The organism is Streptomyces sp. WAC05292 (assembly GCF_003949955.1).
GTDB classification, from domain to species: Bacteria; Actinomycetota; Actinomycetes; order Streptomycetales; family Streptomycetaceae; genus Streptomyces; species Streptomyces globosus.
In genome coordinates this window covers 1-24,262 of sequence record NZ_RPSE01000056.1, presented here as the reverse complement: position 1 = coordinate 24,262, position 24,262 = coordinate 1, and the positions used below count along the sequence as shown (strand labels likewise).

The window sequence follows — 24,262 nt, the reverse complement described above, 5'->3', positions numbered from 1 at the left end:
TCACATACGACCCCGCCTAGTGGACGCCGGGCGGCGGCCGCCCGGCGTCCACTAGGCGGGGTCGTATGTGACGTGGGTCCTATGGGGCGCCTCACGCTCCAGAGCGCCCGAACTCACCCCGTGTAGCCGCCTATGCCCCTTTTGTTGTGTGGCCGGAGCCACTTCCGGCCCCCGGATCGAAGGAAACGGGCGCCTCGAACGCCGCTTTGCGAGTCGCCCGCCGCAGCGCCTTCAGAAGCGTCCCGCCCAGCAGGAGCGTCAGCACCACCGTCAGGACGGCCCGCCCCAGGTCCCAGCCCAGGGACGTCGCCGCGCAGTACGCGAGGAACCGCGCGAGGTTCGCCCCGACCGGCTCCCCCGGGTGGAAGGAGATGCCCTGGCCCATGCCCTGGAGCAGCACCCAGCCCTGCAGGTTCATGACCGTCCCGTACGCGAACGAGCCCGCGAACCCGTACGCCGCCAGCATCGCCAGCTCCGCCCGGCCCCGGATCCGCCGCGCCCCCGGCAGCAGCCCGGCGCCCAGCGCGAACCAGCCCATCGCCAGCATCTGGAACGGCATCCACGGCCCGACCCCGCCGGTCAGCAGGGCGGACGCGAACATCGTCACCGCGCCCAGCACGAAGCCGAAGCCGGGGCCGAGGACGCGCCCGCTCAGCGCCATCAGGAAGAACATCGGCTCCAGGCCCGCCGTCCCCGCGCCCAGCGGCCGCAGCGCGGCCCCCACCGCGGCGAGCACCCCCAGCATCGCGACCGCCTTGGCGTCGAGGCCCTGGTCGGCGATGGTCGCGACGACCACGGCGACGAGCAGCGGCAGCAGCGCGGCGAACAGCCACGGCGCGTCCTGCGCGTGCGCGAGCCCGGAGCCGGCGTCGGCCAGCAGCGGCCAGCCGAACGCGGCCACGCCGATCAGCGAGACCAGCACCAGGGCGGCCGCGGCGCGCGGCCCGATACGGACGGGCCGGCTCACCGCGCCGCCTCCGCCCCGGCAGCACCCGCCGCACCGTCCGCCCCCGCCGCACCGTCCTGCGGGGGCGGCCCGTCCAGGGCGCGCGCCACCTCGGCCACCGTCAGCCAGCGGCCGGGCGCCAGCACCTTCGCGACCTGCGGGGCGAACGCCGGAGAGGACACCACCACCTCGGCGGTCGGGCCGTCCGCGACGACCTCCCCGCCCGCGAGGACCACCACCCGGTCGGCGAGCTCCGCCGCCAGCTCCACGTCGTGCGTCGCGAGGACGATGCCGTGCCCGTCCGCCGCCAGCGCGCGCAGGATCCCCACCAGGCGCGCCTTCGCCGCGTAGTCCAGGCCGCGCGTCGGCTCGTCCAGCAGCAGGAGCCGCGGCCGGCCCGTCAGGACCAGTGCCAGGGCGAGCGCCAGGCGCTGCCCCTCGGACAGGTCCCGCGGGTGCGTCCCGTCGGCCACCTCCGGCAGCAGCGCCGACACCAGGGCCCGGCAGGATCCGGGGGCCGCGCCGGCGTCCGCGTCCGCTGCCGTGCACTCCCCGGCCACCGTGTCCGCGTACAGCAGGTCGCGCGGATCCTGCGGGACGAGGCCGACGCGGCGCACCATCTCGGCGGGGGCCGTGCGGTGCGGGGGCAGGCCGCCGACCGCCACCTCGCCCGAGGCGGGGGCGAGGGTCCCGACGAGGGCGGAGAGCAGCGTCGACTTGCCGGCGCCGTTGCGCCCCATCAGCGCCACCGTCTCGCCGCCCGCGACCTCCAGGTCCACACCGTGCAGCACCTCCGCGCGGCCCCGCCGCACGGACAGGCCGCGCACCCGCGCCACCGCGCCGCCCGAGACGGCGGGGGCGGCAGGGGCGGGCGTACCGCCGCGGCGGAGCAGCCGCGCCACGAACCCGCCCGGCCGGGGCGCGGCCGCAGGCGCGGGAGCCGCCGGGGGCGGGGACACGGCGGGTACCGGCCTGTCCGCGCGGCCCGCCGGCTGCGGCCCGCGCTCCGACGGGGCCCCGGGCCCCGCTCCGGCCCCGGCCAGCCGGGCGCGCAGCGGGTCCGCGAGGCGGCGGGCGTCGCGCACCGACAGCGGCAGCGGCGACCAGCCCGCCAGCCGGCCCAGCGAGACCACCGGAGGGCGGACGGGCGAGACGGCCATCACCTCCTGCGGCGCCCCCAGCACCGGTGCCGCGCCCGGGCCGGGCAGGAGCAGCACGCGGTCGGCGTACTGGACGACCCGCTCCAGCCGGTGCTCCGCCATCAGCACCGTCGTGCCGAGGTCGTGCACCAGGCGCTGGAGCACCGCGAGGACCTCCTCGGCCGCGGCCGGGTCCAGTGCGGAGGTCGGCTCGTCCAGCACCAGCACCCGCGGATGCGCGGTCAGGACGGAGCCGATCGCCACCCGCTGCTGCTGCCCGCCGGACAGGGCGGACAGGGGGCGGTCCCGCAGCTCGTTCAGGCCCAGCAGGTCCAGGGTCTCCTCGACGCGGCGGCGCATCACCGCCGGCGGCAGGCCCAGCGACTCCATCCCGTACGCCAGCTCGTCCTCCACCACGTCCGTCACGAAGTGGGCCCGCGGGTCCTGCCCGACCGTGCCGACGACGTCGGCGAGCTCCCGCGGCCGGTGCGTGCGCGTGTCGCGGCCGGCGACCGTGACCCGGCCGCGGAGGGTGCCGCCCGTGAAGTGCGGCACCAGCCCCGAGACGGTCCCAAGGAGGGTGGACTTGCCGACGCCCGACGGGCCGACGAGCAGCGTCAGCTCCCCCTCGGGAACGGTCAGGTCGACGCCGCCCAGCGCCGGCCGGGGGGCGCCGTCGTACGTGACCGACACCTGCTCGAAACGGATCACGGGGACGACTCCTCGGGTGGTACGGGTGCCACGAAGGCGGGAAGCAGGCCGATCAGGACGGCGGCCGCCGCCCCCGGCGGGAACTCCGGCGCCGCCAGCGGGATGACGCCCGGCCGCAGCGCCTGCGGGTCGGTGCCCGCGGCGTACGCGAGCAGCACGGCGACGGCCGCACCGGAGCCCGCGACCAGCCACGCCCGCGCCCCCCACCGGTCGGGCCGGTAGCGGGTCCGCACGCTGCGCCGGCCGCCGAGGCGCAGGCCCGCCACGGCCAGGGCCAGGCCGGCGAGCAGCGCAGGCACCCCGTACGCGGCGCCTTCCGCGGCCAGCAGCCCGTACGTGCCCGCGCACATCCCGAGCAGGCCGCCGAGCGTCAGGCAGGCGGTCGTGCGGCGGACGGCGGCCGGGACTCCGGCGGTACGGCCGTAGCCGCGCGCGTCCATCGAGGCGGCGACGGCGATCGACCGCTCCAGGGCGCCCTCCAGGACCGGCAGGCCGATCTGGAGGACGGCCCGCACCCCGCCGGTCGGACGGCCGCGCAGCCGGCGGGCCGTCCGCAGCCGGGCCACGTCCGCGACCATGTTCGGCGCGAACGTCATGGCGACGACGACCGCCACGCCGGCCTCGTAGAGGGCGGCCGGGAGGGACTTCAGCAGCCGCGCCGGGCTGGCGAGCGCGTTCGCCGCGCCCACGCAGACCAGCAGGACGGCCAGCTTGGCGCCGTCGTAGAACGCGAACACGAGCTGCTCGGCGGTGACCCGCCCGCCGAGCCGGACCCCCTGCGCCCAGTCCGGCAGCGGCACCTCGGGCAGGGTGAACAACACGTGCGTACCGGGCAGCGGCGAGCCGAGCAGGGCGGAGAACAGCACGCGCAGCCCGATGACGAACAGGCCCAGCCTGAGGAACGCCCCGTACGACCGGGCCCACGGCGCGGAGGTGCGCCGCGCGGCCACCACGTAGCCGGCGACCGCCGCGATCAGGCCGAGGAGGAGCGGGTTGGTGGTCCGGGAGGCCGCCGCGGCCATGCCGAGCGCCCACAGCCACCACGCCCCGGCGTGCAGCGCGTTGCCCCGCCGGGCCAGCGGCGCCCGCAGCCGCCGAAGCGGCCCTGTGCGGGCGCCGCGGCGCGGGCCGGGCCCGGGAACGGCCGCCCCGCCGGGGCCGGGATTGGTCCGCACGGGTGGGCTTCGCGGCGTGGCGGGGGGCGGCTGCCCGGGGCGCGCCGGGCGGTCGATTTCAGTGTGTCTCGGCACCCGGTGTGATCAGCCGCAAATACCGCCGAACGTGATCAAGCCGCCGGCCCGCCGTCTCACGTCGTTCACGCCCGCCCGGAGGTGGCACCCATGTCCCGTAGAAGGCGCAGGCCCTTGGCGCTCCTGACCTCGGGAGTCCTCGCACTGCCGCTGCTCGCGGGCTGCGGCTCGGGCGACGACGCCGGCCCCGCCGCCGCGGGGCCGGACATCGCGCCCACCGCGCGCGAGAAGGTCGCCGACGGCGGCGTGCTGCGCTGGGCCGTCGACAGCCTCCCGGACACCCTGAACACCTTCCAGGCCGACGCCGACGCCACCACCGGCCGGATCGCCGGCGCGGTGCTGCCCCAGCTGTTCACGATGGACGCCAAGGGCCGGCCGGTGGCGAACCCCGACTTCCTGGAGAAGGCGGAGATCGTCGAGCGGGAGCCCAAGCAGGTCGTCCTTTACAAGCTCAACCAGCAGGCCGTCTGGAGCGACGGCCGGGAGATCGGCGCGGCCGACTTCGTCTCCCAGTGGCGGGCCCTCAGCGGCAAGGACTCCGCCTACTGGACCGCCCGCAACGCCGGCTACGAGCGGATCGAGAAGATCGAGAAGGGGAAGACCGACCTGGAGGTGCGGGTCACCTTCCTCAAGCCGTACACCGACTGGCGCTCGCTGTTCTCCCCGCTCTACCCCAAGCAGGTCACCGGCACGCCCGACGCCTTCAACGAGGGCGCGCGCGGCACGCTGAAGGTGACCGCGGGCCCCTTCAACCTGGGCGCCGTCGACAAGAAGACCGGCACCGCCGCGCTCACCCGAAACCCCCGCTGGTGGGGCCGGCCCGCCAAGCTGGACACCCTCGTGCTGACCGCGGTGCCCAGGGCCGAGCGCCCGGCGGCGCTCGCCTCCGGGAAGGTCGACCTGGCCGAGGTCGACCGGGCCGGCGCCGACCGGATCGAGCGGGCCCGCAAGGAGGCGGGCTCCCCCGCCGGCGCGGCCGGCGCCCCGGCGCCCGAGGCTGACCCGGCGGCCGCCGCGGCCGCGGCGACGCTGTCCTGGGCGGCCGCACACGGCACCGACGAGGCGAAGGCCGCCGCGGAGGAGGAGCTGCGGGCGAAGGCCCAGGAGGCCGCCGCCCGCTACCCGGCCGAGCAGGCGGCCCTGCGGAACTTCACCGTGCGCCGGTCGCTGGAGCCCGCCTACACGCAGCTCGCCCTGAACGGGGCCTCCGGCCCGCTCGCCGACGAGCGGGTGCGCCGGGCCGTGGCCCGCGCCCTGGACCGCAAGGAGCTCGCCGAGCTCGTCCTGAAGCCTCTGGGCCTGCCGGCCCGGCCGGTCGGCAGCCACGTGGCGCTGGCGGGGCAGCGGGCGTACGCGGACAACAGCGACGCGCTCGGCGGCCAGGACACCAAGGCGGCGCAGGCGCTCCTCGCGGACGCCGGCTGGCGCCGGGGCGGCCGGATCACCGAGCCCGCCGGCGCCAAGGCGGGCCCGGAGGCGGAGCCGCAGGACGACGGGAAGACGCCGTCGGCGGCGTCCGGCCCCGGCACCGGCAACGACGGCCTGTACATCGTGGGCCAGGACGACGGCAGCAACGGCGAGGCCCGCGGCGCGGCGGCCGACCAGCCCTCCCCGGTCCTCGCCCCCGCCCCCTTCGCGGCGCAGCAGAAGGCGCTGCTGCTGGCGCAGGCGGCCGCGCTGTCGGTCTCGGCCGGGACGCCGGCCGACGCCAAGGGCGCCCCGCAGCGCGCCGGGGACGCCGACGAAGCCGACGGCGCCGACGGCGACGCCTCGCCCGCGCCCGCCCCGGCGCAGCAGACCCGCACCTCCGGCTCCATGCTCGCCAAGGACGGCCGGATGCTGACCCTGCGCTTCGTCGTGCCCTCCGGACCGGGTTCGGAGGCGCTGCGCACGGTCGGGGAGCGGATCTCGCAGATGCTCCGCAGGGTCGGCGTCAACACCGAGACGACGAAGGTGTCGGACGAGAGCTTCTTCAAGGACCACGTCGCCTCGGGCCAGTACGACCTCGCCCTGTACTCGTGGCCCGCGACCGCCTACCCGGCGACCGACGCGCGCCCGATCTTCGCCAAGCCGGAGCCGGCCGCCGACGGCTCGCTCCTGGTGGAGCAGAACTACACGCGGGTCGGGACCGACCACATCGACCAGCTGTTCGACCAGGCGGTCGGCGAGCTGGACGAGGAGGCCTCCCGGGAGCTGATCCGCAAGGCCGACGCCCGGATCTGGGCGGTCGCCGGCTCCATCCCGCTCTTCCAGCGGCCGCAGCTGGTGGCCGTCAAGCCGAACGTGGCCAACGCGGGCGCCTTCGGCATGGCCTCCCCCCGCTACCAGGACATCGGGTGGAAGAAGCCCGCGAAGGCGGCCGGGAAGGGCAGCGGGGCAGCAAAGGAGAAGAACCGGTGACAATCCGGTGTCCCCGGGGGTGACCCGCGGGTCACAAGCTCAGAAGTGACTCAATTCCCTTGCCCGCCGGATCCCCGGCGGGCAAGGTCGTGGATACCCGTTGACCCGCGGCAGTACCCGTTCCACCACGGCCGGAGCCCCCCCACCCCGCATCCCGGCCGGCCTCAGCCGTACGGCCTCTTGACAGACCCCCCGGCAGGCGGTTCCCGCCAACCGACGTAGGATGGGGTAAGGCCGTGGCAGGTTTTCCGCCCGGCCAGGGCGCGCGTGCCGGACCGTACGCGACGCCATCCACGATCCCGGGAGAAGCGCCGCAGTGCCCACGCGCCACGACATCCGCAACGTCGCCATCGTCGCCCACGTCGACCATGGCAAGACGACCATCGTCGACGCCATGCTCAAGCAGGCCGGCGCCTTCGCCGCCCACCAGCAGCTCGACGACCGCATGATGGACTCGAACGACCTGGAGCGTGAGAAGGGCATCACGATCCTCGCCAAGAACACGGCGGTGAAGTACCACCCCAAGGACGGCGGGGCCCCGATCACGATCAACATCATCGACACCCCCGGCCACGCCGACTTCGGCGGCGAGGTCGAGCGCGGCCTGTCGATGGTCGACGCCGTCGTCCTGCTGGTGGACGCCTCCGAGGGTCCGCTGCCGCAGACCCGCTTCGTGCTCCGCAAGGCGCTGCAGGCCCGGATGCCCGTCATCCTCTGCATCAACAAGACGGACCGCCCGGACTCCCGGATCGACGAGGTCGTCAACGAGACGTACGACCTGTTCCTGGACCTGGACGCGGACGAGGACCAGATCGAGTTCCCGATCGTCTACGCCTGCGGCCGTGACGGCATCGCCTCGCTGACCAAGCCGCAGGACGGCACCGTCCCCGCGGACAGCGACAACCTGGAGCCGTTCTTCTCCACCATCCTGGAGCACGTCCCGGCCCCGACGTACGAGGAGGACGCGCCGCTCCAGGCCCACGTCACCAACCTCGACGCCGACAACTTCCTCGGCCGCATCGCGCTGCTCCGCGTCGAGCAGGGCGAGCTGCGCAAGGGCCAGACGGTCGCGTGGATCAAGCGCGACGGCACGATCTCCAACGTGCGCATCACCGAGCTGATGATGACCGAGGCGCTCACCCGCAAGCCGGCCGAGGTGGCCGGCCCCGGTGACATCTGCGCCGTCGCCGGTATCCCCGACATCATGATCGGTGAGACGCTGGCCGACCCGGAGAACCCGATCGCGCTGCCGCTCATCACGGTGGACGAGCCCGCGATCTCCATGGTCATCGGCACCAACACCTCCCCGCTGGTCGGCCGCGGCGGCTCCGGCAAGGGCGCCGACGCGAAGGCGGCGGTCAAGGACCGCAAGGTCACCGCCCGCCAGGTCAAGGACCGCCTGGACCGCGAGCTCATCGGCAACGTCTCGCTCCGCGTCCTCGACACCGAGCGCCCGGACGCCTGGGAGGTCCAGGGCCGCGGTGAGCTCGCGCTCGCCATCCTGGTCGAGCAGATGCGCCGCGAGGGCTTCGAGCTGACCATCGGCAAGCCGCAGGTCGTCACCAAGGAGGTCGACGGCAAGGTCCACGAGCCCGTCGAGCGCATGACGATCGACGTGCCCGAGGAGCACATGGGCGCCGTCACCCAGCTCATGGGCGTCCGCAAGGGCCGCATGGACAACATGTCCAACCACGGCTCCGGCTGGGTCCGCATGGAGTTCGTCGTCCCGTCCCGCGGCCTGATCGGCTTCCGTACGGAGTTCCTGACGCAGACCCGCGGCACGGGCATCGCGCACTCCATCCACGAGGGCCACGAGCCGTGGTTCGGCCCGCTGCAGACCCGCAACAACGGCTCGCTGGTCGCCGACCGCGCCGGCGCGGTCACCGCCTTCGCGATGACCAACCTGCAGGAGCGCGGCGTGCTGTTCACCGACCCCGGCACCGAGGTGTACGAGGGCATGATCGTCGGCGAGAACTCGCGCTCCGACGACATGGACGTGAACATCACCAAGGAGAAGAAGCTCACGAACATGCGGTCCTCCTCGGCCGACTCGTTCGAGGCGATCGTCCCGCCGCGCAAGCTCTCCCTGGAGCAGTCCCTGGAGTTCTGCCGCGACGACGAGTGCGTCGAGGTGACCCCGGAGGCCGTCCGCATCCGCAAGGTCGTCCTGGACCAGAAGGAGCGCTCGCGCACCGCCTCGCGCGCCAAGGCCGCCAAGTAGTCCGGTAGTTGGCGGACCCGCCGGTCGCGCCGCACCGCAGGGCAGCCCCCCTCGCCACGTCAGTCCCGTGGCGAGGGGGGCTGTTCGCGTTTGTCAAGCGGATTGTTGCGTTCAGTTGTCCGCATTCCGACCGTCGCACACCGGATGATGAGTCAACCGTCCGTTTCGCGCGTGTCTGTCTCTGTTCCCTTTGTCCGGATTTCGGGTTTCTGGCGGGGATCGATGTTGTGAAAACGAGACCACTGAAGTGTGGTTTACGGTCGGGCGGTCCCTGAGGATGGCTCCATTGAGCTCGGGTCAATGGGTCACACGCTGTGGGGAGCGTCGACTCACGAGCACACACACGATGGGGCCGGTTTTCGCTGTCAGGGGTGTCAGCGGGCCGGGTTCCGTCACGTATCGACAGTGACTCCTGAGGAGGCAATAACCCATGCGCGGAGCAACGAGCGCCAAGTGGGTCGCCGGTGCCGTCATCGTGGCGATGGCTGCAACGGCTTGCAGCACCAGCAAGGAAGGCGACGGCAAGGCCAAGTCCGGTGGCAACATCACCGTGGTGCTCGGCGAGCCGCAGCACGGCCTGATCGGTCAGAACACCGCCGAGTCCGAGGGCGCCGAGGTTCTCAACGCCCTCTTCACCGGCCTGGTGGACTACGACAACAAGACCAACGAGCCGAAGCTCGCGGTGGCCGAGTCCATCGAGACCCAGGACTCGAAGACCTGGACCATCAAGCTGAAGGACGGCTACACCTTCCACAACGGTGAGAAGGTCGACGCCCAGTCGTTCGTCCGCGCCTGGAACTGGGGCGCCAACCAGGACAACGCCGCCGAGGGCCTGCCCTTCTTCTCCAAGATCGAGGGCTCCGACGAGCTGGCGCCGGGCAAGGACAAGAAGCCCACCGCCACCGAGCTCAAGGGCCTCAAGGTCGTCGACGAGAAGACCTTCACGGTCACCCTGAAGGCCCCCTTCTCGCAGTTCAAGACCATGCTGGGCTACAACGCCTTCTACCCGCTGCCGAAGGCGTTCGAGGCCGACCCGAAGAAGTTCGGCGAGGCCCCGATCGGCAACGGCCCGTTCCAGATGGACGGCGCCTGGGAGCACAACAAGCAGATCAAGATCAAGCGCTTCGAGAACTACGCCGGCAGCAAGGCGAAGCTCGACGGCGTCACCTTCAAGATCTACGACAACCTGGACACGGCGTACAACGACCTGCGCGCCGACACCATCCAGATCGTCGACAAGCTCCCCACCTCGGCGATGGCCACCGTCTCCCAGGAGTTCGGCGAGCGCTACATCTACAAGCCGGAGTCGGGCGTCGGCTACGTCGGCCTGCCGCTCGCCACCAACCCGGAGGCCTTCGGCAAGGTCGAGATCCGCAAGGCGATCTCCATGGCCATCGACCGGGAGGCGCTGACGAAGACCATCTTCAACGGCACCCGCAAGCCGGCCGACGACTTCATCAACCCCATCATCCCCGGCTACCGCAAGGGCGCCCTGGGCGAGGTCGGCACCTACAACCCGACCAAGGCCAAGGAGCTGTGGACCCAGGCGGGCGGCGTTCCGGGCAACAAGATCGAGCTCGGCTACAACGCCGACGGCGGCCACAAGGAGTGGATCGAGGCCGTCGCCAACCAGCTGAAGGCGAACCTCGGCGTCGAGGTCACCGCCAAGCCGTTCGCCAAGTTCGGCGACATGCTGACCGACCTGGGCGACAAGAAGTACAAGGGCGCCTTCCGCATGGCGTGGTCCATGGACTACCCGGCCGCGGAGAACTACCTGCGTCCGATCTTCTCGAAGGTCGCCATCGACCACGGCTCGAACTACGGCGGCTACGTCAACGAAGAGTTCGAGAAGCTGATGGACGAGGCCGACAAGACCGTCGACCCGGCCGCCTCCCTGAAGCTGTACCAGCAGGCCGATGACATCATCATCCGCGACCTGCCGTACATCCCGGTCTTCACCTACATGTCCTCCTCGGCCTACTCCAAGTCCGTGAAGAACGTCGAGATCGACGCCCAGGGCCGCATGGACCTGGCCAACGTCGAACTCAACTAACACGCTTCTTCACCAAGGGGAACTGACTCGGGGGCGGGCAGACGGAACCAGGTTTCCGTCCGCCTGCCCCCTGCCCCTGTTCAACTGCTGGAGGTCTGATGGGCCGCTACCTCATCCGCCGACTCATACAGGCGATCCCTGTTCTGCTCGGTGCCACTTTCCTGATCTATTTCCTCACCTTCGCGCTGGGCGGCGACCCCGTGCAGGCCCTCGCCGGCGAAAAGAAGGCCGACCCCCTCGTCGCCGCGATGCTGCGCGAGAAGTACCACCTCGACGACCCCTTCCTGGTCCAGTACTGGAACTACCTGACCGGTGTGCTCCAGGGGAACCTCGGCGAGACCCTGAACGGGCGCCAGGTCCTGGACCTCATCACCGAGGCCTTCCCGTACACGGTCAACCTCGCCATCGTGGCCTTCGCCATCGAGGCGCTCGTCGGCGTCACCGCCGGCATCATGGCCGCGCTGCGCCGCGGCAAGTTCCTCGACCAGCTGGTCCTGCTCTCCACCCTGCTGGTCATCTCCATCCCGGTGTTCGTCACCGGCTTCGTCCTCCAGCTCCTCCTCGGAGTCGAGCTGAAGGAACTCGGGTTCGACTTCTTCCCCGTCTCCTTCAACGAGTCGGACGGGTTCAAGGCGTACCTGCTGCCCGGCTTCATCCTGGCCTCGACGTCCCTGGCGTACGTCACGCGCCTGACCCGGACCAGCCTGATGGAGACCATGCGCGCCGACTACGTGCGCACCGCCGTCGCCAAGGGCCTGCCCCGGCGCCGGGTGGTCGTGAACCACGCCCTGCGCAACGCGCTGATCCCGATCGTCACCTTCCTCGGCGCGGACCTCGGCTCCCTGATGGGCGGCGCGGTCATCACCGAGAACATCTTCAACATCAACGGCATCGGTGGCCTGATCGCCCAGGCCATCCGCCTCGACCAGGGCACCGTGCTCGTGGGCGTCGTGACGCTGCTCGTCCTCGTCTACCTGCTCGCCAACCTGATCGTGGACCTGCTCTACGCCGTGCTCGACCCGAGGATCCGCTATGCGTGACACGACTTCGGTGGAGGACTCGATGACCGACACCCAGACCGCCGGCGCCCCCTCCACGGGCACCGCCCCCGGCGGCCCCGCGGGCGCGAAGACGGACGAGAAGCAGGAGCGGATCGCCAGCCTCTGGTCCGACGCCTGGCGCGACCTGCGCAGCAACCCGATCTTCCTGATCGGCGCCTTCCTCGTCTTCTGCATGCTCGTGCTGTCCGCCGTGCCCGGCTGGTTCACCTCCGGCACCCCGTTCGCGGCGAACGCCTGCACCCTGCAGAACTCCCTGAAGCCGCCGACCGGCGAGAACTGGTTCGGCTTCGACGTCCAGGGCTGCGACATCTACACCCGCACCATCTGGGCCGCCCGCAACTCCGTCATCGTCGGTGTCGTGACCACCACCCTGGTCCTCACCGTCGGCGGCGCGCTCGGCCTGCTCGCCGGCTGGCTCGGCGGCATCATGGACAGCATCCTGTCCCGCATCACCGAGATCTTCTTCGCGATCCCGCTCCTCCTCGGCGGCATGCTCATCATGTCCGGCCGCGAGGGCAACGCCTGGACGGTCTCGGCGGTCCTCGCCACCCTGGGCTGGCCGCAGATCTTCCGCATCATGCGGTCGTCGGTGCTGCAGCACAAGAACAACGACTACGTCGTGGCGGCCCGCGCCCTCGGCGCGAGCACCGTGCGCATCACCCTGCGGCACATCCTGCCGAACGCGATCGCCCCGGTCATCGTGGTCGGCGCGATCAGCCTCGGCGTGTACATCGGCGCGGAGGCGGCCCTGTCCTACCTCGGCATCGGCGTCCAGCCCCCGGAGATCTCCTGGGGCCTGATGATCAGCGACGCCAAGGACCGCTTCCTGCAGGCCCCGCACGTCCTGCTGTTCCCGGCCGCCGCCCTGAGCATCACCGTGCTCGCGTTCATCATGGTCGGCGACGCGGTCCGCGACGCCCTCGACCCGAAGCTGCGCTGAGGAAGGGCGTACGTTGACCAGCAACGACAAGACCACGAACGTCCCGGCGCCGCGCGCCGCGAGCGAGGGCACCCCCCTCCTCGAAGTGCGCGACCTGCACGTCGAGTTCCACACCCGCGACGGCATCGCCAAGGCCGTCAACGGAGTCTCCTACTCCGTGGACGCCGGCGAGACCCTCGCCGTCCTCGGCGAGTCCGGCTCCGGCAAGTCCGTGACGGCGCAGGCCATCATGGGCATCCTCGACATGCCGCCCGGCAAGATCCCCTCCGGCGAGATCCTCTTCCGGGGCCAGGACCTGCTGAAGCTCCCGGCGGACGAGTACCGCAAGATCCGCGGCTCGAAGATCGCGATGATCTTCCAGGACGCGCTCTCCTCGCTGAACCCGGTGCACACCGTGGGCGCCCAGCTCGGCGAGATGTTCCGCGTCCACCGCGGGATGTCGAAGAAGGACTCCCTCGCCAAGGCCGTCGAGCTGATGGACCGGGTGAAGATCCCCGCCGCCAAGGCGCGCGTGGGCGACTACCCGCACCAGTTCTCCGGCGGCATGCGCCAGCGCATCATGATCGCCATGGCGATGGCCCTGGAGCCGGACCTGATCATCGCCGACGAGCCGACCACGGCCCTCGACGTGACGGTCCAGGCCCAGGTCATGGACCTCCTCGCGGAACTCCAGCGCGAGATGAACATGGGCCTGATCCTGATCACCCACGACCTCGGCGTCGTCGCCGACGTCGCGGACAAGATCGCCGTCATGTACGGCGGCCGGATCGTCGAGACCGCCCCGGTCCACGAGATCTACAAGCGCCCCGCGCACCCGTACACCCGCGGCCTGCTCGACTCGATCCCGCGCCTGGACCTCAAGGGCCAGGAGCTGTACGCGATCAAGGGCCTGCCGCCCAACCTGCTGAACATCCCCTCGGGCTGCGCCTTCAACCCGCGCTGCCCGAAGGCGCAGGACGTCTGCCGCACCGACGTTCCGGTCCTGCACCGGGTGACCGAGCAGGACGGCACCGAGCTGCCGGGCCGCGGCAGCGCGTGCCACTTCTGGAAGGAGCAGATCCATGGCTGACCTCACCAAGGGCGAGCGCGAGCCGATCCTCCAGGTGCGCAACCTGGTCAAGCACTTCCCGCTGACCCAGGGCATCCTGTTCAAGAAGCAGGTCGGCGCGGTCAAGGCCGTCGACGGCATCTCCTTCGACCTCTACCGGGGCGAGACCCTGGGCATCGTCGGCGAGTCCGGCTGCGGCAAGTCCACCGTCGCCAAGCTGCTGATGAGCCTGGAGCGCGCCACCTCCGGCGAGGTGTTCTACAAGGGCCAGGACATCACCAAGCTGTCCGGCCGCGCCCTGAAGGCCGTCCGCCGCAACATCCAGATGGTCTTCCAGGACCCGTACACCTCGCTGAACCCGCGCATGACGGTCGGCGACATCATCGGGGAGCCCTTCGAGATCCACCCCGAGGTGGCCCCGAAGGGCGACCGGCGCCGCAAGGTCCAGGAACTTCTGGACGTCGTGGGCCTGAACCCCGAGTACATCAACCGCTACCCGCACCAGTTCTCCGGCGGCCAGCGCCAGCGCATCGGCATCGCCCGCGGCCTCGCGCTCAACCCGGAGATCATCATCTGCGACGAGCCGGTCTCCGCGCTCGACGTGTCGGTGCAGGCGCAGGTCGTCAACCTGATGGAGAAGCTCCAGGACGAGTTCGACCTGAGCTACGTCTTCATCGCGCACGACCTGTCGATCGTCCGGCACATCTCCGACCGCGTCGGCGTCATGTACCTCGGCAAGATGGCCGAGATCGGCACCGACAACGAGATCTACGACCACCCGACGCACCCCTACACCCAGGCGCTGCTGTCGGCGGTCCCGGTCCCGGACCCGGAGGCCCGCGAAGGCCGCGAGCGGATCATCCTGACCGGCGACGTCCCGTCCCCGGCCAACCCGCCGTCGGGCTGCCGCTTCCGCACCCGCTGCTGGAAGGCGCAGGACATCTGCTCCACCGAGCAGCCGCTGCTCGCCGTCCCCGAGCGCTACAAGGGCCAGAACACCCTCGCGGCGCACGAGTCGGCGTGCCACTTCGCGGAGGAGCGCGCGGTCCTCGCCGTCTGACCTCCGCCGCACCAGCGGACGCACCCGAAGGGCGCCCGGCACCGGACACTTCCGGAGCCGGGCGCCCCGGCGTCCGCCCGCCCGGGGAAAACGCGTTGCGGGCCCGCGTGCGCCTCGCGGACAGTGGCCCGATGACCGACGTGATCACCGTGCGCCCCACCGAACCGGGGGACGCGGCCGACATATGCGCCCTGCTCAACGCCGTCGACGAGATCGAGACCGGCAGGCCCGACACCGACCTCGCCTCCGTCGAAGCCGACCTGAACCACCCCGGCGTGGACCTCTCCACGGACTCCTGGCTCGCCTTCGAGGACGGCCGGCTCGTCGGATACGGCATGGTCTGGGCCGACTCCGGGCCCGGGCGCGCGGACTGCGACCACTACGTGCTGCCCGGCCGCGACGCCGCGGCCACCGCCCTCTTCGAGCGGATCGAGGCCCGCGCCCGCGAGATGGCCGCCGGGGCCCCGGAGGGGCGGCTGCGGCTCCAGCTCAACAGCGCCCCCACCCTCGACCTCGGCCTGCTCGCCGGGCGCGGCTACCGCACGATCCGCCACTACCAGGTGATGACCCGCACCCTCGACCCGGCCGCCGACCTGCCGCCCGCCCCGCCCGAGGGGCTCGTCCTGCGGCACTGCGGCAGCGACCCGGCCGACCCGGCCCGCGCCCACGCCCTCGTCGAGGACTCCTTCGCCGCCCACTTCGGGCACGTGGCCCGCCCGTACGAGAAGTGGCTCGACCACATCGACGGGCGCCGCCTCGACTGGTCGCTGGTGTGGATCGCGAGCCTGCCCGGCCACGGCGACGCCGCCGTCCTCCTCACCCGCGACGACCGCGCGAGCACGGCCTGGATCAGCCACCTCGGCGTCCGCGAGGAGCTGCGCGGCCGCGGCATCGGCGGGTACCTGCTGCGCCACGCCTTCGCCGCGTACGCGGCCCGCGGCCGGGACACCCTCGGCCTCGGCGTCGACACCCGCAACGCGACCGGGGCACTCGGCCTGTACGAGGCCCACGGCATGCGGCTGCACTACGCGGTGGACACCTGGGAGCTGCCTTTGCACCCGGTCGGGTGACAGCGGCTTTCCCCACGGGTGCAATCGGTCGAGCCGGGCGTGCGACGGCACCCACATGGGGGGACATTGGCCCCGAAGCGAGTCCCGGGAGCCAGTAGGAGGCACTCCATGCGCGGAGCCACGCACGCCAGGTGGGCCGCAGCCGCGGTGGCCGTCGCCCTCGCGGCGACGGCCTGCGGCGGCGGCAGCGACAGCGGCGGGGGCGGCGAGGCGGGCATCGTCAGCTCCTCGTGGGGTGATCCGCAGAACCCGCTGGAGCCGGCCAACACCAACGAGGTGCAGGGCGGCAAGGTCCTCGACATGCTCTTCCGCGGACTCGTGCGCTACGACCCGGCGACCGGCGAGGCGCAGAACATGCTGGCCGAGCGGATCGAGACGCAGGACAGCCAGAACTTCACCATCACGCTGAAGGACGGCTGGACCTTCAGCAACGGCGAGCCGGTCACCGCCCAGTCCTTCGTGGACGCCTGGAACTACGGCGCGGACGTCCGCAACAAGCAGAACAACGCCCCGTTCTTCTCGGACATCGCCGGCTACGACGACGTCCACCCCTCCTCCGGCGAGCCCACCGCCAAGACGATGAAGGGGCTCGTCGTCAAGGACGCCAAGACCTTCACCGTCGCCCTGGACAAGAAGTTCTCCACCTGGCCCGACACCCTCGGCTACCAGGCCTTCTCCCCGCTGCCGAAGGCCTTCTTCACCGACCACGCCGCCTGGCTGGACAAGCCCGTCGGCAACGGCCCGTACACGGTGGACTCGTACACCAAGGGCACCGGCATGAAGCTGCGCCGGTGGGACGGCTACCCGGGCGAGGACAAGGCCGTCAACGGCGGCGTCGACCTCAAGGTCTACACCGACAACAACACCGCCTACACGGACCTGATCTCCGGCAACCTGGACCTGGTCGACGACATCCCGGCCCAGCAGCTGAAGAACGTCAAGAACGACCTCGGCGACCGGTACATCAACCAGCCCGCCCTGATCATCCAGACCCTCACCTTCCCCCTGTACGACGCGCAGTGGAGCAAGCCCGGCACGGAGAAGGTCCGCCGCGGCATCTCCATGGCCATCAACCGGGACGAGATCACCCGGCAGATCTTCCGGGAGACCCGCACGCCCGCCAAGGACTGGACCTCCCCGGCCCTCGGCGAGAAGGGCGGCTTCAACCCGGCCCTGTGCGGCGACGCCTGCACCTACGACCCGGCCGCGGCCAAGCAGCTCATCCGGGAGGGCGGCGGCCTGCCCGGCGGCAAGGTCACCCTCACGTCGAACGTGGACACCGGGTCGCACCGCGACTGGATGGACGCCGTCTGCAACAGCATCAACAACGCCCTCGGCGAGGGCCCCGTGTGCACGGTCAACCCGGTCGGCACCTTCGCCGACTTCCGCAACCAGCAGAGCTCCTACAAGCTGACCGGCCCCTTCCGCTCCGGCTGGCAGGCGGACTATCCGCTGATCCAGAACTTCCTCCAGCCGCTCTACTACACGGGCGCCTCCTCCAACTACGGCAAGTTCAGCGACCCGCAGTTCGACAAGCTCGTCGACGAGGCCAACCAGGAGGCGGACCCGGCGCAGGCCGTCACCAAGTTCCAGGACGCGGAGAAGATCCTCGCCGCGCAGATGCCGTCCATCCCGCTCTGGTACCAGAACGGCAGCGCCGGGTACGCCGAGCGCCTCTCGGACGTCGCGCTCAACCAGTTCAGCGTCCCCGTCTACAACCGGATCAAGGTCAGCTGACCCGCCCGGCGGACACACCGGCCCACCCACCCCCCGGAGCAGTCCATGGGACGTTACGTGATCCGGCGGCTGCTCCAGATGATCCCGGTGTTCATCGGCAGCACGTTCCTGATCTTCATCATGGTGTACGCGCTGGGCGACCCGGTCGCCGCCCTCTTCGGCGACAAGGCCCCCGACCCGGCCACCGCCGCGCGCATCCGCAAGGACCTCTACCTCGACCGGCCGCTGTGGGAGCAGTACCTCCACTACATGGGCCAGATCTTCCAGGGAGACTTCGGCACCGCCTTCAACGGCCAGCCGGTCACCGAGCTGATGGCCTCGGCGTTCCCCGTCACCCTGCGCCTGACGCTCGTCGCCATCACGATCGAGATCGTCGTCGGCATCACCCTCGGCGTCGTCAGCGGACTGCGCCGGGGCCGGACCATCGACACCACCCTGCTGGTCCTCACCCTCGTCGTGATCTCCGTGCCGACCTTCGTCACCGGCTACCTGCTGCAATACCTGCTGGGCGTCAAATGGGGCTGGGTGCGGCCCACCGTCTCCCCGGACGCCCCCCTGAACGAGCTGATCCTGCCCGGCATCGTCCTCGCGCTCGTCTCCCTCGCCTACGTCACCCGCCTCTCGCGCACCTCCATCGCCGAGAACACCAAGGCCGACTACGTCCGCACCGCCGTGGCCAAGGGCCTGCCCCGCCACCGGGTCATCAGCCGCCACCTGCTGCGCAACTCGCTCATCCCGGTCGTCACCTTCATCGGCACCGACATCGGCGCCCTCATGGGCGGCGCGATCGTCACCGAGCGGATCTTCAACATCCACGGCGTCGGCTACCAGCTCTACCAGGGCATCCTGCGCAACAACTCCCCGACCGTCGTCGGCTTCGTCACCATCCTCGTCATCGTCTTCCTGCTGGCGAACCTGCTCGTCGACCTGCTCTACGCGGTCCTGGACCCGAGGATCCGCTATGCCTGAGCCGTACGACCCGCTGCAGCCCGGCGACAAGGAAGCCATCGCACCCACCGGAGCGGGCGGCGCCATGGACCTGGCCCTCGAAGAAGCGGAAAGCCTGGAGAAGCCCCTCGGCGGCGGCCCCGGCTCACCCGGACCGGGCACGAAGGCCCGCTCCCTGTGGTCCGACGCCTGGCACCAACTGCGCCGCAACCCCGTCTTCGTCGTCTCCTCCCTGCTGATCGCCTTCCTCGTCGTCATCGCGATCTGGCCGCAGCTCATCGCGAGCGGCGACCCCCTGCAGTGCGACCTGTCCAAATCGCAGCAGGGCTCCGCCCCCGGCCACCCCTTCGGCTACGACACCCAGGGCTGCGACGTCTACACCCGGACCGTGTACGGCGCCCGGGCCTCCATCACCGTCGGCGTCTGCGCCACCCTCGGTGCCGCCCTGCTCGGCTCGCTGCTCGGCGGCCTCGCCGGCTTCTTCGGAGGCTGGGGCGACGCGACGCTCTCCCGGGTCGCCGACATCTTCTTCGGCATCCCCGTCATCCTCGGCGGCCTGGTCTTCCTGTCCGTGGTCACCAGCACCACCGTCTGGCCGGTCGTCGGCTTCATCGTGCTGCTCGGCTGGCCGCAGATCGCCCGCATCGCCCGCGGCTCCGTCATCACCGCCAAACAGAACGACTACGTCCAGGCCGCCAGGGCCCTCGGCGCCGGCAACACCCGGCTGCTGATGCGGCACGTCGCGCCCAACGCCGTGGCACCGGTGATCGTCGTCGCCACCATCGCGCTCGGCACGTACATCGCCCTGGAGGCCACCCTGTCCTTCCTCGGCGTGGGCCTGCGCCCGCCGACCGTCTCCTGGGGCATCGACATCTCCAACGCGGCCTCGCAGATCCGCAACGCCCCGCACATGCTGCTCTGGCCGGCCGGCGCGCTCAGCATCACCGTCCTGGCGTTCATCATGCTCGGCGACGCGGTGCGCGACGCCCTCGACCCCAAGCTGCGCTGAGGAGTGCCGGCCCCATGCTGCTCGAAGTCCGCGACCTCCACGTGGAGTTCCGCACCCGCGACGGCGTCGCCAAGGCCGTCAACGGCGTGAACTACTCCGTCGACGAAGGCGAGACGCTCGCCGTGCTCGGCGAGTCCGGCTCCGGGAAGTCGGTGACCGCCCAGGCGGTCATGGGCATCCTCGACGTGCCGCCCGGCCGCATCGCGGGCGGCGAGATCCTCTTCAAGGGCCGCGACCTGCTGCGGATGAAGGAGGACGAGCGGCGCCGGGTCCGCGGCGCCCAGATGGCGATGATCTTCCAGGACGCGCTGTCCGCGCTGAACCCGGTCCTCACCGTGGGCGCGCAGCTCGGCGAGATGTTCGAGGTGCACCGCGGGATGTCCCGCAGGGACTCCCGGGCGCGGGCCGTGGAGCTGATGGACCGGGTGCGGATCCCCGCCGCCCGGCAGCGCGCGGGGGACTACCCGCACCAGTTCTCCGGCGGCATGCGCCAGCGCATCATGATCGCGATGGCGCTCGCGCTGGAACCCTCCCTGATCATCGCGGACGAGCCGACGACCGCCCTCGACGTGACCGTCCAGGCCCAGGTCATGGACCTCCTCGCGGAGCTGCAGCGCGAGCTGCACATGGGCCTGATCCTGATCACCCACGACCTCGGCGTCGTCGCCGACGTCGCGGACAAGATCGCGGTCATGTACGCGGGCCGGATCGTCGAGGCGGCCCCCGTCCACGAGCTGTACCGGGCGCCCGCGCACCCGTACACCCGCGGCCTGCTCGACTCCATCCCGCGCCTGGACCGGATGGGCCAGGAGCTGTACGCCATCAAGGGCCTGCCGCCCAACCTGGTGGACATCCCGCCCGGCTGCGCCTTCAACCCGCGCTGCCCCATGGCCCAGGCGATCTGCCGCACCGACGTCCCTCCGCTGTACCCCGTCACCGGTACGCCCGCGCGCCGGACGAGCGCCTGCCACTTCTGGAAGGAGTGCCTCGGTGGCTGAGCCGATCCTGGAGGTCCGCGACCTCGTCAAGCACTACCCGCTGACCCGCGGCATCCTCTTCAAGAAGCAGATCGGCGCGGTCAAGGCGGTCGACGGTGTCTCCTTCGGCCTGGCCCGCGGCGAAACCCTCGGCATCGTCGGCGAGTCCGGCTGCGGCAAGTCGACCGTCGCCCGGATGCTCGTCAACCTGGAGCGCCCGACGGCCGGCGCGATCTCGTACAAGGGCGAGGACATCACGAAGCTGTCCGGCCGCGCCCTGAAGGCCGTCCGCCGCAACATCCAGATGGTCTTCCAGGACCCGTACACCTCGCTGAACCCGCGCATGACGGTCGGCGACATCGTCGGGGAGCCCTTCGAGATCCACCCCGAGGCGGCCCCGAAGGGCGACCGGCGCCGCAAGGTGCAGGAGCTGCTGGACGTGGTCGGGCTCAACCCCGAGTACGTCAACCGCTACCCGCACCAGTTCTCCGGCGGCCAGCGCCAGCGCATCGGCATCGCCCGCGGCCTCGCCCTGCGGCCGGAGGTGATCGTGGCCGACGAGCCGGTCTCCGCGCTCGACGTGTCGGTGCAGGCGCAGGTCGTCAACCTGCTGGAGAGGCTCCAGGACGAGTTCGACCTGAGCTACGTCTTCATCGCGCACGACCTGTCGATCGTCCGGCACATCTCCGACCGCGTCGGCGTCATGTACCTGGGGCGGGTCGTGGAGACCGGGACGGACGCGGAGATCTACGACCACCCGACGCACCCGTACACCCAGGCGCTGCTGTCGGCCGTCCCGGTGCCGGACCCGCAGGCCCGCGCGCACCGCGAGCGGATCATCCTCACCGGGGACGTGCCCTCGCCGGCGAACCCGCCGTCGGGCTGCCGCTTCCGCACCCGCTGCTGGAAGGCGCGGCAGCGGTGCGCCGACGAGGTGCCGCTCCTGGCGGTGCCGCAGGCCTTCCCCGAGGGGCCGGCGGCGCACCCGTCGGCCTGTCACTTCGCCGCCGAGAAGCACGTGGTGCCGGCGGAGGGCGAACTGCCGCCGCCCCCGCCGCCACCGGGGCCGCTGCATGGCGGCTAGTAGGGTCCGGCGGACTCGCGGCCGGTTCCCGTACCGATCATTTCCAGCCACCGCGATGGTTTCGCCGCGTGGTGGCGGCGCCCCCTCCGGCACCCTCCCGCACCTGCCGCCGCCGTCCCAATTCGCCTGCCAACAGGGCGAATCGGCGGCATCTGTCACGAGATGCGGGCTTCTCCGCACGGATGCCGGGCAGCCGCGCGGGCGCCGGCAACCGGCCGAGCCGGCGTACGCGCCCCGCGCCCGGCCTTCCCCGTGACCCTGCGCATGCGCGGGGTGCGCCCCTCGTGCTGCCGGAATTCGATCGATGCGCTGGTACGGATAGTTATGATCCGTAGCGCACGGTGGGTATGACTCCGCCGAGCACTGAGTACGAGTACGCGTACCGATGTCCGCTCGACGTGGAGGTGAAACGCCGTGGCACTCTCGATCTCGGCCGTGGTGCTGCTGGCGATCGTCGTCTTCCTGCTGGTCCGGCGATCGGGCCTGAAGGCGGGACACGCCGCCGTCTGTGTGCTCCTCGGCTTCTACCTGGCGAGCTCGACCATCGCGCCGACGCTCACCCAGCTCACCTCGAACGTGGCCAGCATGATCAGCGGTCTCAAGCTCTGAAGCCCGGGCCGCCGATCACCGCACTACGCTTGGCCCCATGAACGGTCTTCCCGCCCGTCGTCTGCTCCTCGTGCACGCACACCCGGACGACGAGTCGATCAACAACGGCCTCACCATGGCCAAGTACGCGGCCGAGGGTGCCCACGTCGCTCTGGTGACCTGCACCCTCGGAGAGGAGGGGGAGGTCATCCCGGCCTCCCTCGCCCACCTGGCGGCCGACCGCGACGACGCCCTGGGCGCCCACCGCATCGGCGAACTCGCCGCCGCGATGGCCGAACTGGGCGTCACCGACCACCGCTTCCTCGGCGGCCCCGGCCGCTTCCGCGACTCCGGGATGATGGGCCTGCCCCAGAACGACCGGCCCGGCTCCTTCTGGTCCGCCGACGTGGACGAGGCCGCCGCACACCTCGTCGAGGTCGTCCGGGAGCTGCGCCCGCAGGTCCTCGTCACCTACGACCCGGACGGCGGGTACGGCCACCCGGACCACATCCAGGCCCACCGCGTGGCCATGCGCGCCGCCGAACTCGCCGCCGAGGGCGCCTACCGGCGCGACCTGGGCGAGCCGCACCGGATCGGCAAGGTCTACTGGAACCGGGTGCCGCGCTCCGCGGTCGAGGAGGGCTTCGCGCGGCTGCGGGAGGCGGGGGAGAAGGTGCCCTTCCCCGGAGTCGCCTCGCCGGAGGACGTCCCCGGCGTCGTGCCCGACGAGCGCATCACCGCCGAAATCACCGCGGACGAGCGCTTCGTCGCCGCCAAGGCGGCCGCGATGCGCGCGCACGCCACCCAGATCGCCGTGGACGGCCCCTTCTTCGCGCTCTCCAACGACTTGGCGCAGCCGCTGTTCACGCGGGAGTTCTACGAGCTGGTGCAGGGCGCCCCGGGCGCCGGCGCCGGCGGGCGCGAGGACGACCTCTTCGCGGGAGTCGAGGCGTGACCCGGCCCTGGACCGCCGGCCGCATCGCCCTGCTGGCCGGGCTGTTGGTGCTCGGCGCGGTGGTCGGCCTGGCCGGATGGCTCGTCGTCGACCTGTGGTTCCCGGGCGGGCTGGTGCTCGCCGTACTGGCCGCCTTCGGGCTGTTCCTCGGCGGCAGGATCGCCGACGGCAGCGGCCTCGGGGTCGGCGCGGGCACGGTCGGCTGGTTCCTTGCGTACGTGGTGGTCGGCACCCCGCGCCCCGAAGGGGACTTCCTGCTCGGTTCGTCCGGAATCGCCATGTACGCCTACCTTTTGGGCGGGACGGTGGCCGCTGTGATCTGTGCCACGCTGTCAGGCCCGTTCCACCGCCCCGTTCAGGCCGCCTCCTCCGCGGAGTGACGTGCCGTTGAACTCGGTCGCGGTGCCGGTTGCGGGCCGTTGGGCGGCCTGCCGGGCGGCCCGCGCCGGGGGCTTGGGGACAACGAAGGGGAACCTCGGATTCCACCAGCTCAGTTGCTTCCGTGCCGCGGACAGTATGGTGGTCGGGCCGCCGAGCTGCCCGAGCATGCAACGACGGGCGGCGGAGCCAACCGGGAGAACCTGCCTTGAGTCGTGAAACCGACAGTCCGTCCGCCGGGCCCCAGGGGGGCGGTGGAGCCGCCTACCCCTCGGGCACGCAGCCGTACGGATCCGGCCAGTACCCGTCCACGGACCCAGCGGCGACTGCCTCGGAGGAGAACTCTGTGACCTCGAACCCGTCCACGCCCGACACCGACGGGCCGAAGACCGAGACCACCCTGACGACCCGGATCCGGATCAACATTCCGGGTTCGCGGCCGATCCCGCCGGTGGTCGTGCGCAAGCCCGTCGCCGAAGCGGAGGCGGAGGCCGACGCCGCCGCGGCCCCGGCCGACCGGCCCCGCGCCGAGCCCGAGCCGCCGCGGACGTCCGCCGCCGCGCCCGCGCCCGAGCCGGCGGCCGAGCCGGAGGCGCAGGCGAACAACTGGTTCGCCCCGCGCAAGCCGCCCCAGGCGGCCGCGGCCTCCTCCGCCGCCCCGGCGGCCCCCGCGCTGCCGAAGCGCAC

The 24,262-nt window shown here is 71.7% G+C and carries 19 protein-coding genes and 1 pseudogene; 17 read left to right on the top strand and 3 right to left on the bottom strand.

Annotation, left to right across the window (positions count from 1 at the left end; all coding sequences use genetic code 11):
- Positions 1 to 130 precede the first annotated feature (130 nt).
- The 3 genes from EF903_RS09755 to EF903_RS09745 are packed head-to-tail and all read right to left on the bottom strand — an operon-like array spanning position 131 to position 3,887.
- Positions 131 to 967 (bottom strand): ECF transporter S component, encoded by an 837-nt coding sequence (locus tag EF903_RS09755; protein ID WP_125542796.1) that lies wholly within the window; start codon positions 965 to 967, stop codon positions 131 to 133.
- Positions 964 to 2,796, bottom strand: coding sequence for an ABC transporter ATP-binding protein (locus EF903_RS09750; protein WP_125542795.1), 1,833 nt, complete (start codon positions 2,794 to 2,796; stop codon positions 964 to 966). The genes EF903_RS09755 and EF903_RS09750 overlap by 4 nt, the downstream gene beginning before the upstream one ends.
- Positions 2,793 to 3,887: a CbiQ family ECF transporter T component gene (locus EF903_RS09745; protein ID WP_125542797.1), complete on the bottom strand. Its 1,095-nt coding sequence runs from the start codon at positions 3,885 to 3,887 to the stop codon at positions 2,793 to 2,795. Before EF903_RS09745 ends, EF903_RS09750 begins: the two co-directional genes overlap by 4 nt.
- 249 nt (positions 3,888 to 4,136) lie before the next feature.
- Here EF903_RS09745 and EF903_RS09740 point away from each other — a divergent pair, with 249 nt between their 5' ends.
- The 17 genes and pseudogenes from EF903_RS09740 to EF903_RS33910 form a co-directional block, all read left to right on the top strand.
- A complete protein-coding gene (locus tag EF903_RS09740; RefSeq protein ID WP_125542794.1) occupies positions 4,137 to 6,446 on the top strand; it encodes an ABC transporter family substrate-binding protein in 2,310 nt (769 codons plus the stop codon).
- A gap of 316 nt (positions 6,447 to 6,762) precedes the next feature.
- Positions 6,763 to 8,667 (top strand): translational GTPase TypA, encoded by a 1,905-nt coding sequence (typA, locus tag EF903_RS09735; protein WP_125542793.1) that lies wholly within the window; start codon positions 6,763 to 6,765, stop codon positions 8,665 to 8,667.
- 430 nt (positions 8,668 to 9,097) lie between these two features.
- Positions 9,098 to 10,720: an ABC transporter substrate-binding protein gene (locus tag EF903_RS09730; protein ID WP_125542792.1), complete on the top strand. Its 1,623-nt coding sequence runs from the start codon at positions 9,098 to 9,100 to the stop codon at positions 10,718 to 10,720.
- 98 nt (positions 10,721 to 10,818) lie between these two features.
- On the top strand, positions 10,819 to 11,760 hold the full coding sequence (locus tag EF903_RS09725) for an ABC transporter permease (protein ID WP_125542791.1): 942 nt from the start codon (positions 10,819 to 10,821) through the stop codon (positions 11,758 to 11,760).
- Positions 11,753 to 12,721, top strand: a complete 969-nt coding sequence (locus EF903_RS09720; RefSeq protein ID WP_125542790.1) for an ABC transporter permease — start codon at positions 11,753 to 11,755, stop codon at positions 12,719 to 12,721. Before EF903_RS09725 ends, EF903_RS09720 begins: the two co-directional genes overlap by 8 nt.
- A 13-nt stretch (positions 12,722 to 12,734) precedes the next feature.
- Positions 12,735 to 13,790: an ABC transporter ATP-binding protein gene (locus tag EF903_RS09715; protein ID WP_125542789.1), complete on the top strand. Its 1,056-nt coding sequence runs from the start codon at positions 12,735 to 12,737 to the stop codon at positions 13,788 to 13,790.
- Positions 13,783 to 14,829: an ABC transporter ATP-binding protein gene (locus EF903_RS09710; RefSeq protein ID WP_125542788.1), complete on the top strand. Its 1,047-nt coding sequence runs from the start codon at positions 13,783 to 13,785 to the stop codon at positions 14,827 to 14,829. Before EF903_RS09715 ends, EF903_RS09710 begins: the two co-directional genes overlap by 8 nt.
- Positions 14,830 to 14,960: 131 nt before the next feature.
- The gene (locus EF903_RS09705) at positions 14,961 to 15,899 is read left to right on the top strand and encodes a GNAT family N-acetyltransferase (protein ID WP_125542787.1); all 939 of its coding nucleotides are present in this window, start codon (positions 14,961 to 14,963) and stop codon (positions 15,897 to 15,899) included.
- A gap of 108 nt (positions 15,900 to 16,007) precedes the next feature.
- Positions 16,008 to 17,636 carry an ABC transporter substrate-binding protein gene (locus EF903_RS09700; RefSeq protein WP_125542786.1) on the top strand — a complete coding sequence of 543 codons (1,629 nt, stop codon included), beginning with the start codon at positions 16,008 to 16,010 and terminating at the stop codon, positions 17,634 to 17,636.
- 45 nt (positions 17,637 to 17,681) lie between these two features.
- Entirely contained in the window at positions 17,682 to 18,605 is a 924-nt protein-coding gene (locus tag EF903_RS09695; RefSeq protein ID WP_125542785.1) for an ABC transporter permease, read from the top strand.
- On the top strand, positions 18,598 to 19,593 hold the full coding sequence (locus tag EF903_RS09690; RefSeq protein ID WP_125542784.1) for an ABC transporter permease: 996 nt from the start codon (positions 18,598 to 18,600) through the stop codon (positions 19,591 to 19,593). Before EF903_RS09695 ends, EF903_RS09690 begins: the two co-directional genes overlap by 8 nt.
- A gap of 14 nt (positions 19,594 to 19,607) precedes the next feature.
- Positions 19,608 to 20,591 carry an ABC transporter ATP-binding protein gene (locus EF903_RS09685; protein WP_125542783.1) on the top strand — a complete coding sequence of 328 codons (984 nt, stop codon included), beginning with the start codon at positions 19,608 to 19,610 and terminating at the stop codon, positions 20,589 to 20,591.
- Complete coding sequence (locus tag EF903_RS09680; RefSeq protein WP_125542782.1) at positions 20,584 to 21,654, top strand: ABC transporter ATP-binding protein; 1,071 nt, start codon at positions 20,584 to 20,586, stop codon at positions 21,652 to 21,654. Before EF903_RS09685 ends, EF903_RS09680 begins: the two co-directional genes overlap by 8 nt.
- A 414-nt stretch (positions 21,655 to 22,068) precedes the next feature.
- On the top strand, positions 22,069 to 22,263 hold the full coding sequence (locus EF903_RS09675) for a hypothetical protein (RefSeq protein ID WP_114054011.1): 195 nt from the start codon (positions 22,069 to 22,071) through the stop codon (positions 22,261 to 22,263).
- A gap of 37 nt (positions 22,264 to 22,300) precedes the next feature.
- On the top strand, positions 22,301 to 23,197 hold the full coding sequence (mshB, locus tag EF903_RS09670) for an N-acetyl-1-D-myo-inositol-2-amino-2-deoxy-alpha-D-glucopyranoside deacetylase (RefSeq protein ID WP_125542781.1): 897 nt from the start codon (positions 22,301 to 22,303) through the stop codon (positions 23,195 to 23,197).
- Positions 23,194 to 23,577 (top strand): DUF6113 family protein, encoded by a 384-nt coding sequence (locus tag EF903_RS09665; protein ID WP_125542780.1) that lies wholly within the window; start codon positions 23,194 to 23,196, stop codon positions 23,575 to 23,577. Before mshB ends, EF903_RS09665 begins: the two co-directional genes overlap by 4 nt.
- 344 nt (positions 23,578 to 23,921) lie before the next feature.
- A pseudogene (locus EF903_RS33910) lies at positions 23,922 to 24,262 on the top strand (hypothetical protein); the annotation flags it as partial.

Excerpts from the sequence above, each read along its gene's own strand:
- EF903_RS09685 (WP_125542783.1), top strand. The coding sequence starts at position 19,608 with ATGCTGCTCGAAGTCCGCGACCTCCACGTGGAGTTCCGCACCCGCGAC.
- EF903_RS09725 (WP_125542791.1), top strand. The coding sequence starts at position 10,819 with ATGGGCCGCTACCTCATCCGCCGACTCATACAGGCGATCCCTGTTCTG.
- EF903_RS09740 (WP_125542794.1), top strand. The coding sequence starts at position 4,137 with ATGTCCCGTAGAAGGCGCAGGCCCTTGGCGCTCCTGACCTCGGGAGTC.
- EF903_RS09705 (WP_125542787.1), top strand. The coding sequence starts at position 14,961 with ATGACCGACGTGATCACCGTGCGCCCCACCGAACCGGGGGACGCGGCC.
- EF903_RS09720 (WP_125542790.1), top strand. The coding sequence starts at position 11,753 with ATGCGTGACACGACTTCGGTGGAGGACTCGATGACCGACACCCAGACC.
- EF903_RS09730 (WP_125542792.1), top strand. The coding sequence starts at position 9,098 with ATGCGCGGAGCAACGAGCGCCAAGTGGGTCGCCGGTGCCGTCATCGTG.
- EF903_RS09695 (WP_125542785.1), top strand. The coding sequence starts at position 17,682 with ATGGGACGTTACGTGATCCGGCGGCTGCTCCAGATGATCCCGGTGTTC.
- EF903_RS09690 (WP_125542784.1), top strand. The coding sequence starts at position 18,598 with ATGCCTGAGCCGTACGACCCGCTGCAGCCCGGCGACAAGGAAGCCATC.
- EF903_RS09710 (WP_125542788.1), top strand. The coding sequence starts at position 13,783 with ATGGCTGACCTCACCAAGGGCGAGCGCGAGCCGATCCTCCAGGTGCGC.
- mshB (WP_125542781.1), top strand. The coding sequence starts at position 22,301 with ATGAACGGTCTTCCCGCCCGTCGTCTGCTCCTCGTGCACGCACACCCG.
- EF903_RS09700 (WP_125542786.1), top strand. The coding sequence starts at position 16,008 with ATGCGCGGAGCCACGCACGCCAGGTGGGCCGCAGCCGCGGTGGCCGTC.